This window comes from Variovorax sp. GrIS 2.14, assembly GCF_046115955.1.
In the GTDB taxonomy this organism is placed as follows: Bacteria; Pseudomonadota; Gammaproteobacteria; order Burkholderiales; family Burkholderiaceae_C; genus Variovorax.
On the sequence record NZ_JBJXIA010000046.1, the window covers coordinates 1 to 10,237 of the forward strand.

Below are 10,237 nucleotides of genomic sequence, written 5' to 3' on the forward strand. Positions count from 1 at the left end.
ATCTCGGGCTACTCACAGGCTCAGCTCAACGCGATCGCGCGACAATTGAAGGAGAGGCCGCGCAAGACGCTCGGCTTCCAGACGCCCGCTGAGATGTTCAGCGAATCCGTTGCATCGACCCGTTGAATCCGCCAGCGATTGCGGTCGTTCGGTCCGATGTACCGGAACGACCGCAATCTGCCGCTCCGCTGCCATCACTCACGCCCCGCTACAGGTCGGCGTTTGTTAAAGGTACACCAAGCCGGTTTGGCGCGGGCGCCCTACTAAGGCGCACTGGCGCACCGCAGCATGAGCGGCGCGCCTTTGCGTTGCGCAAAGGCGCGCTGCTACTTGGCGGTGATGTTGGCCACGTAGTAGGCCAGCAAGGCCATGTCTTCTGCTGGGACTTGACTCAGCGCCTCGGTCATTGCGCGCGTGTAGCCCGGCCGTTCACCGGACTTCAAGCCCAGCAGCGTCGTGCGCACGTACTCCTCTTTCTGGCCGCCGATGCGCGGCACCCCCTGCCCACCGGCCAGGTCGGCGCCGTGGCAGTAAACGCATTTGTACTCTTTGGCAAGAACCTGCGCCTTGTCCATTCGCGCAGCGTCGGGCGGTACCGCAGGAGCCGGCGCCGGCACGGGAGGGAGCGTGCCGATGTAGTCGGAGAAGCCGCGCAAGTCGGCGTCTGTCATCTGCTTGGCCAGCCCAACCATCGCTTCGTTTTTTCGCCGCCCTTCGCGAAACAAAAACAGCTGCGTGATGACGTAGAGGGAATGCTGGCCCGCCAGCACCGGTGTTCCGGCCATCTCGCTGCGCCCGTTGGCACCGTGGCAGGCCGCGCAAGCCGCGCCGAAGCGCTCAGCGTAGACGACAGCGCCGGCAGCACTGCGAGTGCCGCCGGCGGATGCGGCGCTCACGCCAGCGCCGGCCTTCTCGGTCTGCTGCGCGCAGAGCGGCGAGGTCCCCACCAGCGCGACCGAGAAAGCGGCAGCGGCCGCAAAATACCGCCAATGCATCACGTTACTTGCCCACGTAGCTGATGCGATAGATGGCCCCGGCATGGTCGTCGCTGACCAGCAGCGAGCCATCCTTCATTTGCAAGAAGTCCACCGGGCGCCCCAGGTAGGTGTTGTTGTCGACAAAGCCCGTCATGAACGGCTCCATCTTCACACCGCCTTTGCCGTCCTTGAACGCAACCGTCACGTCGGCGTACTTCCGGGTGCGGTTCCACGGGCCGTGACGTGCGATGAACATCGCGCCCCTGTACTTCGCCGGGAACATCTTTCCGGTGTAGAACTTCATGCCGAGCGTGCCGGCGTGGGGCCCGGTGAAAGCGACCGGTTTGGTGAATTCGTCGCAGGACTTGCCCCAGCCGAACTCGGGATCGGGGATGTTGCCCTGATGGCAATACGGGAAGCCGTAGTTCTCCTTGCCGGGCTGTTTGACGTGGTTCAACGTGTCGTTCGGTAGCTCTTCGCTCATCCAGTCGCGCCCGTTGTTCGTGAACCACAGATCGCCGCCCTTCGGATCGAAATCGTAGCCGACCGTGTTGCGCACGCCTGCAGCAATGGTTTCGACGTTCGAGCCGTCAAGGTTCATGCGATAGATCTTGGCGTACTCACCCGGGTCGCAAATGTTGCAAGGCGCGCCGATGTTGTAGTAAAGCTTGTTGTCGTGAACGCGCAGATACTTCCAGCTGTGGTCGTCGCCGCCGGGCAGTTTGTCATTCAACACCGCGCTGGGCTCGCCCAGGTTGTCCAGCTTGTCTTCGACGTTGTCGTAGCGCACGATCTTCTTGTTGGTGGCGAAGAACAGCGAGCCGTTGTAGAACTCGATGCCTGTCGCATACGGGGTCTTGTCGATGATGACTTTGGGCTCGCGCTTGCCGTCGACTGCGTTGATGGGCAACACATAGACCTTTTGGCCGACACCGAGCGTGCTGACGAAGAGGTTGCCCTTGGCGCCCTCACGCAGGTCGCGCGCATCGAGCACTCCGGACGCCCAGGTCTCGACCTTGAAGCCCGGTGGCAGCTTGAACTTCTTGGTCGGCAGATCGGCCGCGGCGGTCGGGATTGGGAACGCGGGCACCGGCGCGAGCTTCATCGCGTCGTCCGTCTTGGGCCGGTCCTTGGCCCAGCCGGGTGTGGTGTCGTCAGCAGCAGACGAAGCGGAGGCCGCGCATACGAGCGCAAGCGCAGCAAAAGCGGAAAGCCAAGGTTTGTTATGCATTTGTCTCCTCTAGTTGTTTAGAAACCCCCACTAGTCTCAGCGCTCAAGGCCAGCTCGCACACAGTGTTTGCCCTGAGTTTGCGCAGGCTCGGGTATACCCATCGTCAAGCCGCCTTTGCGTGCGCTTACCCTACGTGCCGACACGCTTGACCGCAGCCGTTGGGATGGCGGTGTTTTGTACTTTTGCGTTCCGTCTGCTCAGGACGGTTGACAGCGCGCTCGTATTGCATTTTTCTGTTTCGTTCGACATTCCACTTCGTCGCTTTTTTATGCCTCACTCAGTACCAGTCTTTCGTCATTCGAGCCTCGAATCATTCCATTTGCCCCGGTCGCGATTTGCCCAGCAACTGCTTGCAGTCGCGGCGGTTCAGGCGGCGACCATCTTTGCGGCGCAGGCCCAGGACGCAGCGCCCGCGAATGGCGTCAAGCCCGAACGAACCTTGCCCGAGATCACCATTTCGACGCCGGGGGGCAACGTGCGGCCGTTCGAGCTCGCAGGCTCGGCCGACCGAGTCGATGCTAGTCAGTTGCGGGATGACAAACTGCAGGTCAACCTTTCGGAGAGCCTTGCCGCGGTGCCGGGAATTCAGGTTCAGAACCGCTACAACTACGCGCAAGACTTGCAGCTTTCGATTCGCGGTTTTGGCGCTCGCTCGACCTTCGGGGTGCGCGGCGTCCGCATCTATGTCGACGGTATCCCGGCGACGCTGCCGGACGGACAAGGTCAAACCTCCAACATCGATATCGGCTCGGCTAACCGGATCGACGTGCTGCGCGGTCCGTTCTCCGCGCTGTATGGCAATTCGTCCGGCGGTGTGGTGCAAGTGTTCACCGAACGCGGTGAAGCCCCGCCGAAGGTCGAGGCGTCGTTCGCGGCCGGCAGTTTCGGCACGCGCCGCGAAAGCATGAAAGCCAGCGGCGCCAAAGACGACATCGACTGGGTGCTGGACCCCAGCCACTTTCACACCGACGGTTGGCGCGCGCACAGTGCCGCTGACCGCGACATTGTCAACGGCAAGCTGGGCGTGCAGGTTGATGAGGGCACACGTGCGACCATCATTTTCAACAGCGTGCGCTTGAACGCACAGGACCCCCTCGGTCTCACGCAGACACAGCTGGGTCTCGATCCGCGCAGTGCACCGCTCGCAGTGCAGTACGACACGCGCAAGACCGTCGATCAGCGGCAGCTCGGGCTGCTGCTGGAGCACCGTGTCAATGCAGACAACGACCTGCGCCTGACGGTCTACGGCGGAACGCGCGATACCACGCAGTTCCAGTCCATTCCGCCGTCCGCGCAGACCGGCGCGCTGCAGTCAGGAGGAGTCATCGGCCTGAACCGCTCGTACGAGGGCGTGGACCTGCGCTGGACCTCGCGAACCCGCCTGGCGGATCGGCCGTTCGAGTGGACTGCAGGCGTGTCGTACGACCTTCTCAATGAGCACCGCACGGGTTATGAGGACTACATCGGCACGATCGCAAGGCCAGTGCTGGGCGTGCAGGGGCGGTTAAGGCGCGACGAGAACAACCAGGCGTCCAACGGCGACCCCTATCTGGAGGCTAACTGGCAGGTCGCCGATCGCTGGACGGTCGAAGCGGGCCTGCGTTACAGCTCGGTGTATTTCCGTTCGACCGATCATTACATCGTCGGTGCCAACGGCAACGACAGCGGAAGCGCGCGATACCGCCAGGCGCTTCCGGTAGCGGCCGTGCGTTATGCCGCGACGCCCAATCTCAACCTGTATGCGACTGCGGGCCGAGGCTTCGAAACGCCGACATTGAATGAAATCGCGTATCGTCCCGGTGGGCTGGCCGGGTTGAACTTCGGCCTGAAGCCGTCGGTCAACGACAGCTTTGAAGTCGGTGCCAAGGCGCGCATGGCGGACGGTTTGTTGACCGCAGGGCTGTTCCAAACGCGCACCAGCGATGAGATCGTCACCGACACGAACAACGGGGGCCGGTCCACATTCCAGAACGCCGGGCGTACCCGCCGCCAAGGGGCTGAACTGGCCTGGTTCCGTGAAACCGAAAGCCACTGGCGCACGCAGGTAGCCGCTACCTTTCTGACCGCACGCTACGTCGATGGCTTTTGTTCGCCTGCTCCCTGCAATGCTGCCAACACGGTGGCTTCCGGCAATCGCATCCCGGGAATTGCGCAGCGTTCGTTGTTCGTGTCCTACGGCTATGCGCCGCCTGAAGGCTGGCACGCGGGCGCTGAAGCCCGAGCCATCAGCCGCATTCAGGCCAACGATGCCAACACCGCCAGTGCGCCTGGTTACGTGGTGGCCGCGCTGCATGCTGGCTACACCCAGCACTTCGGGCCGTGGAATCTGAATGTGTCTGCACGCATTGACAACGTGTTCGACCGCAGAACCGTCGGCTCGGTCATCGTCAACGAAGGCAACCAGCGTTACTTCGAATCTGCACCGGGTCGCACCTGGGTGGCCGGAGTCAGCGCAGCCTACAGTTTTTAACTCTCGCCCAGCGGCCGTGCGCAACACCTGGGCCCCGTCGGTTTGGCCCCCGATTCAACCCTGAAAGACTTTGGATGACTGACGACGGTTCTGTCGCAGTAAGACGCGACGAGTAAGCTGAAGCGATGGGCAAGAACAAGATGAACGAAGCACTACGCAGGATTTTGAAGCGGCTGCACTACCCCATTGAGGTGATGCTGATGGGTTCTGTCGCAATAACAGCGCCGGCACGAGCAAATGTGCGGCGCGCGTGTCGCTCAGAAAGCCAGCGAGTAGAACTTCGCTGCTGCGGACGAGGCTTGGCCATGAGAGCCGTCGAGCTGCCCCTTCTTGATCATGTGCATGGTCTCGATGCCGGCGACGAGTGCTCGTGCGCAGCGAAAAGACTTGAAGCCGAGCATCGGCCGCACGATGCGTTTGACGGCCCGATGGTCTTGTTCGACGATGTTGTTGAGATACTTCGACTGGCGCATCTCGATGTCCGCACCGGAGTCGGCTCGAATGCTTTGGATGGCAGCCGTGTTGGCGCCGCTCTTGTCAATCGTGATCTTCTCGGGCACACCGTGCAGACCGATGGCTTGCTCAAAGAAGCTTCGTGCGGCTGCGTGGTTTCCGTTGGCACGAAGCAGGAAGTCGATGGTATTGCCATCGCGATCGACAGCTCGGTACAGATACTTCCATTGGCCGGCGACCTTGATGTAAGTCTCATCCATCCGCCAGCTCGTGCCAACAGGGCGTTTGTGCCGTCGGAACACGGCGGCCAGCACGGGCAGGATTTTGATCGCCCAGCGGTGCACGGTGGCGTGATCAACGACGACTCCGCGTTCGGCCATGATCTCCTCAATGTGGCGCAAGCTCAGCGGGTAAGCCGCGTACCAGCGCACACAGGTCAGCATGATTTCCAGCGGATAGTGCGCCCGCTTGAATACCTTGCGCAGTGCCTTGATCATCGCTCTCATCCCGTTGTCAGTCTCACCTCAGCTTAGCTGCAGCGGCTTACTGCGAGAGAACCCGATTCCAGGGTGAGGGGGATGGCAATACCTCGAACGGCTTCGCGATAGAAGAACTCAGTTGCTTGCTTGCGAGCGAATGCGCGATTGATGGCGCGGTCGCTCGAAATCCAGCGCGACGTCCGCCGCGAGAGCGTCGAAGATCGCGAGTGATTCCTGGGTGAGCTCGTCCCAGTCGATGTCGTCGGTATCGAGCGACTCCCGGTCGTAACGCAACAGGTCAGCGATTGCGGCGCCAGAATCCAGTTCGGGAAGGATCCGTGAGTTGTCGATCGCGCCTGCCTGGAGAAGGTGCCGCATCCAGAGGCGAGGACGCATTTGCAGCTGGGAGCCTTCCACCGCCGCGATGGGCTTGAGCGAGGGCTGAATAAGGTAAGCGGTGACCGCCATCTGGGTGGATACGCCATGGCCTGCTGAGATCGCGCAAGGAAGCGCTCGCCGCACGGCGGTCTCCCACCGCTCGTGGCTGATCACTGGATTCTTCACCAGGTTGAACCAGACATCGGAGCGCTTGCCAAGCGAGCGCACCAGGCCAGCGGTCTTCCAGCGCCACATGTAATTGTCGAACTGGGCACGGGGAATGTTCGTGACGAGCAAGGCGTCGGTCGCAGTGAAGATGTCAGGCAGCTGGCTGAGGCGTTCGAAAGTGCTGGTCATTGAGTGTGTTTCACATGCGTGGCGACGTAGGTGGCAGGCCAGCGTCCTCCTGCAATGCTTCCGGGACGCCCCGCCCTGCTGCTGTGCGAACACCATCATCAGCTCGGCAGCACCCTCGTCACACAAAGATCGCCCAAACAATAGCTTTGCTCTACAAAACTGTAGAGCAGAACATCAAGATGAGGATGTGGGTCGACGTCGTCGGGTCGCTTGGTGGGCTTTGAGCGACGGAGCCTTGGGCATTTCAAACAAAGAAATCGGAGAGGTGCGTTGCAAGCAGAAAGGCCATCATGCGAGCCGATAAAAACCAACTGCCCCTTCGTCGCCTGGTGAGCATCCTCCTCGCGTGCGAGTGCACTAGCCCGGTCCGTCATGCGCGCGGTCATTGCTTCGAGCGCCGCGCGCGTGGTTGCGAGCTCGCTCAGGTGCGCAACAATCGGCTACCTCCGGTTGTCTTCAGTTGGGGACGTATGCTGAGTGCCAGCCTTGTTTGGCGCCATTAGATGGTGTTCAGAATTTGGGCTGCCAGTCAGGCATAGTGCGACGCATGAACTCGTCAAAAAGTGGCACTGTAAAAGCCGTGTCTCCGTGGGCAGGGCTATAAATCATTCCCTTTTTAATGAGGCCGCTGCGAAGTGGTGCGCTGGATTGCACCTTAACTCCGAGGCAATCTGCGATGTCCCCGGAGCGCTGTGCTCCGTTGCCCATGTGCGCAATGGCTCGCATGTACTCCTTTTCGCGGGGCGTCAGACGGTCAAAGCGGACTCGGAAAAAGCTCTCGTCCAGCTTTTGAATGGAGGCTGCAGTGGCTTGCACTACGACTTCGAAGCCGATGGGCGACGCCGTAGCCAAGTTCCAGCATTGATATCCCCATTCTTGAAGAAAGTAGGCGTACCCTTTTGTGACCCGGACAATTTCCGCAAGGGCCTCCACCGTGAATTCCACACCTTGTTCAGACGCGGGCCCCTGCAGGGCCGCCGCGGCATCGGTATCTGAGAGTGCGCCGACTTTGGGATAGGTAAATAACCGTTCAGCATAACTTTTGGAGCGTCCGGCAAGACCTACCAATTGCGGCAACCCGGCGCCAACCAGAACGACAGGCAGTTGGCGCTGCGAGACCCGGTGCTGCGCCATGATTAGCGCGCTCATTTCGGTTTCGCTCAGATACTGCAATTCGTCGACAATGATGGCCACGGCGCGCTTGCGGGCCTGCGCTGCTTCGCCCAAGGCCGCGACGACCTCGCTCAAGTCCGCTTCGAGGTCGCCCGAGTCGGCCGTGCCTATTTCTGGATCGATGTCCAAGCCAAACTCGACCTCCGAAACCGTCATCCTTACGGAACCGACGAAGCTGCGAAGCACGCGCAAGCCGCGTTTGACCTTGTCATTGACGCCAGCCATCGAATCCAACTGGAAGAGTACCTGGCGCAGCGCAGGGTTCAATGCCTCAGGCAGGCGCCGGCTTTCAGTCGCTTCGATCATGACAATGCTGTAGCCTTCCTCCTCAGCAAGCGACCGGATACGGTTGAGGAGGACTGTTTTCCCTACGCCTCGCAGCCCGACGAGCATCATGCTTTGCTCATTGCGTCCGCTTTTTACACGGCCAAGCATCAGTTTTGCTTTGGCAAGGAGTGGATCGCGGCCCGCCAAGTCTGGTGGTGGACTGCCTGCGCCGGGTGAGAAGGGGTTGAGAAGTTCTTCCATCGATATATAACAAGTTTAACAAGTTTATCTCTTGAAGAGGTAAACTACATTTACCTTACTATACCTTCAGGGCGCTCGAGATCCCCCGAAGTTTTTTCGGGACGCTGAGCTGCAGGATTCGAGCGCGCCGTCGGCAACTGCGTTTGCTGCCAAAGCTGTTGCGGCCGGTCGAGAACTGACCCGGATGCCGAGATTTCGTTGACCCATGAGCGGGTGTCGAAAATCAATGCGGGCCCATGGGTTGAGATGTGAGGTCAGCCCAGAGTCGGCATCCGGATCAGAAAACGCGCCGACGCCAATACCGGGCGTGTTTCAGTACGAAGCTGGAGGAACTGCCCGACGTCGTGGCTTCGCTGCCTTGGTCACCGACTCTGGACCAGACCGCTGCTCCACCGCTGCGATGGCCGCGATCGCACGCTCGAGCAGCGCCTTCGTAGCCTCGTGCACGGTCTCCTCACGTGCGAGCGCACTGTCCCGATCCGTCATGCGCGCGGTCATGGCTTCCAGCGCCGCGCGCGTCGTCGCAAGCTCACTCAGATGCCTTGCGGTGACGAGGGCCCCCGTTGCGATCTCCCGCTCGAGCGACGTCTTGGTGGCCTGCGCGGCGAGGGCCGCTTCGCTGGCTTACAGCTCGACCGCCTGACGGCGCGCAATCTCCTTCACTCCGGCGGCGGTGGCCACGCGGATTTTCCGAGAATGGCACAGCGCAAGACTAGGTACCCGCGCGAGCAGTTGGAGGTCGCATTGGGTCACCCTCCGGGTAACCAGACAGAGTAGGCGTACTGGCGCTGCGCCAAGATTGCGCGCCGCATGGCGCCGATGCAAGAATAGGCCGCAGTTTGCGGTACGACAAAGAGTGACGGGGTTCTGTCGTGCCGGTGCGGATAGCTTCCGGAGGGTTTCACTGCGGTCTCCAACAAGTAAGAGACGTTCGTCGGCGAACCCGTACGATAGTGCTGAAAAACGTTATGGCCATCAAAAGGAAACTCAATGGAAAAAAGCGTCCCCCGAATTTCTAAATTGAAGCAATTCGCTTTCGATCGAACACCCCAACTAGTTTTTTTAACGATATTGGTACTGTGGTTTTCCGCATGGGTGCTCGGTTTCAGCTGGGAACAACTGAGGACGAAGACCGAGCAGCCAATTAACGATATCTTTCTGAGTGTAAATACGCTTTTTGCGGGTCTCGCATTTTTCGGAATAATTTGGACTTCGTTCACCCAGTATAAAGATTTGAAGGAGACAAAGTCGCTCATGGCCTCAACAGCCGAAGCAAGCAAAAGCATGGCTGAAGCAAGCGTACGAATGGCAAAGCATGCGGATGAGAAGACAGTTCTTGATTTTTTCCAAAATTATTGCAGCGAATATTTCCAGACGGTCAAAGATCGGTCGATGAATGTCTTAATTGCATCGGTCAGAAGTAGCCAGTACGGAGACTACTTAGTCAGCCGTCTGTTTGCTGCTGGTCAGTTGCAGACGCCGAGCGAATCGTTCCATGCCAAGGTCGCCGAAATCCCGGGTTGGGCAACACAAAAAGAATTTCTCGCTAACGAACGCCACGATCGCTACAAGCTTGACGAACTCATTAACTTTTTCTCACTGTTGGTTGGCCTTGGTAACGCTAAAGACATCATCAATGGGTGCGATTTTTCGTATTCGTGGTGGCGACCTCTGTTGTGGATGATAGCGATCGAACAGGAAAGGCGATTCCTCGAAAACGAAGAAGTAAGAACATACGCCACAGGGCTATACCTTCAGAACGTAGTGCGTCGTTTAGATAACATTTATAATTTTAAGCCGTTTGCGAATTATGAGGATGCTTGGACGTTCATCCTTAATCACCCCAAGATCGTCGAGTATGGAATTGATCCTGTGTACACAGCGCGGCATATTCAATTTGCCGCAGTGGCGATATAGGTACCCGAACGTTACGCGGTTCGGAATTCTTCTGTAGTGGGGATAAGAATCTAGAGCCGGCCATTGAAATTGGAGCTTTGTCGCATCGAAAATCAACATCAGTTATTTGATCGGGAGGTGACGGGATGGGTCAGCCCAATGTCGGGCGGCGGTCCACAAGCGCGCCGGCGCGAACCCACTAGGGATGGTCTGCACAACCCGTCGCGAGGCGAAGTTCGGACACGAGTTGATGTCGATATGAAACGATTGACGCATGCGTGCCGAGTTTTGCGC

7 protein-coding genes and 1 pseudogene are annotated in these 10,237 nt (G+C 59.5%); 3 read left to right on the forward strand and 5 right to left on the reverse strand.

What is annotated here, in order from left to right; genetic code table 11:
- A pseudogene (locus RCH10_RS26370) lies at positions 1-126 on the forward strand (IS30 family transposase); the annotation flags it as partial.
- Between the two features lie 200 nt (positions 127-326).
- On the opposite strand, the gene RCH10_RS26375 reads toward RCH10_RS26370, so the two are convergent.
- The gene (locus RCH10_RS26375; RefSeq protein ID WP_409054674.1) at positions 327-995 is read right to left on the reverse strand and encodes a c-type cytochrome; all 669 of its coding nucleotides are present in this window, start codon (positions 993-995) and stop codon (positions 327-329) included.
- A gap of 4 nt (positions 996-999) precedes the next feature.
- Positions 1,000-2,082, reverse strand: coding sequence for a PQQ-dependent sugar dehydrogenase (locus tag RCH10_RS26380; RefSeq protein WP_323502001.1), 1,083 nt, complete (start codon positions 2,080-2,082; stop codon positions 1,000-1,002).
- Between the two features lie 38 nt (positions 2,083-2,120).
- On the opposite strand from RCH10_RS26380, the gene RCH10_RS26385 reads away from it, so the two are divergent.
- Positions 2,121-4,679, forward strand: a complete 2,559-nt coding sequence (locus RCH10_RS26385; RefSeq protein ID WP_409054675.1) for a TonB-dependent receptor domain-containing protein — start codon at positions 2,121-2,123, stop codon at positions 4,677-4,679.
- Between the two features lie 257 nt (positions 4,680-4,936).
- Here the strand turns inward: RCH10_RS26385 and RCH10_RS26390 are convergent, their stop codons facing one another.
- The 3 genes from RCH10_RS26390 to RCH10_RS26400 all read right to left on the reverse strand — a co-directional run bounded on the left by RCH10_RS26390 (position 4,937) and on the right by RCH10_RS26400 (position 8,047).
- Positions 4,937-5,638 (reverse strand): IS6 family transposase, encoded by a 702-nt coding sequence (locus tag RCH10_RS26390; protein ID WP_409054676.1) that lies wholly within the window; start codon positions 5,636-5,638, stop codon positions 4,937-4,939.
- A gap of 108 nt (positions 5,639-5,746) precedes the next feature.
- Positions 5,747-6,346, reverse strand: a complete 600-nt coding sequence (locus tag RCH10_RS26395) for a hypothetical protein (protein ID WP_409054677.1) — start codon at positions 6,344-6,346, stop codon at positions 5,747-5,749.
- 510 nt (positions 6,347-6,856) lie between these two features.
- Complete coding sequence (locus RCH10_RS26400; protein ID WP_409054678.1) at positions 6,857-8,047, reverse strand: ATP-binding protein; 1,191 nt, start codon at positions 8,045-8,047, stop codon at positions 6,857-6,859.
- Positions 8,048-9,037: 990 nt separating this feature from the next.
- Here RCH10_RS26400 and RCH10_RS26405 point away from each other — a divergent pair.
- On the forward strand, positions 9,038-9,964 hold the full coding sequence (locus RCH10_RS26405; RefSeq protein WP_409054679.1) for a hypothetical protein: 927 nt from the start codon (positions 9,038-9,040) through the stop codon (positions 9,962-9,964).
- Positions 9,965-10,237: the final 273 nt, after the last annotated feature.

Excerpts from the sequence above, each read along its gene's own strand:
- RCH10_RS26400 (WP_409054678.1), bottom strand. The coding sequence starts at position 8,047 with ATGGAAGAACTTCTCAACCCCTTCTCACCCGGCGCAGGCAGTCCACCA.
- RCH10_RS26380 (WP_323502001.1), bottom strand. The coding sequence starts at position 2,082 with ATGAAGCTCGCGCCGGTGCCCGCGTTCCCAATCCCGACCGCCGCGGCC.
- RCH10_RS26405 (WP_409054679.1), top strand. The coding sequence starts at position 9,038 with ATGGAAAAAAGCGTCCCCCGAATTTCTAAATTGAAGCAATTCGCTTTC.
- RCH10_RS26395 (WP_409054677.1), bottom strand. The coding sequence starts at position 6,346 with ATGACCAGCACTTTCGAACGCCTCAGCCAGCTGCCTGACATCTTCACT.
- RCH10_RS26390 (WP_409054676.1), bottom strand. The coding sequence starts at position 5,638 with ATGAGAGCGATGATCAAGGCACTGCGCAAGGTATTCAAGCGGGCGCAC.
- RCH10_RS26375 (WP_409054674.1), bottom strand. The coding sequence starts at position 995 with ATGCATTGGCGGTATTTTGCGGCCGCTGCCGCTTTCTCGGTCGCGCTG.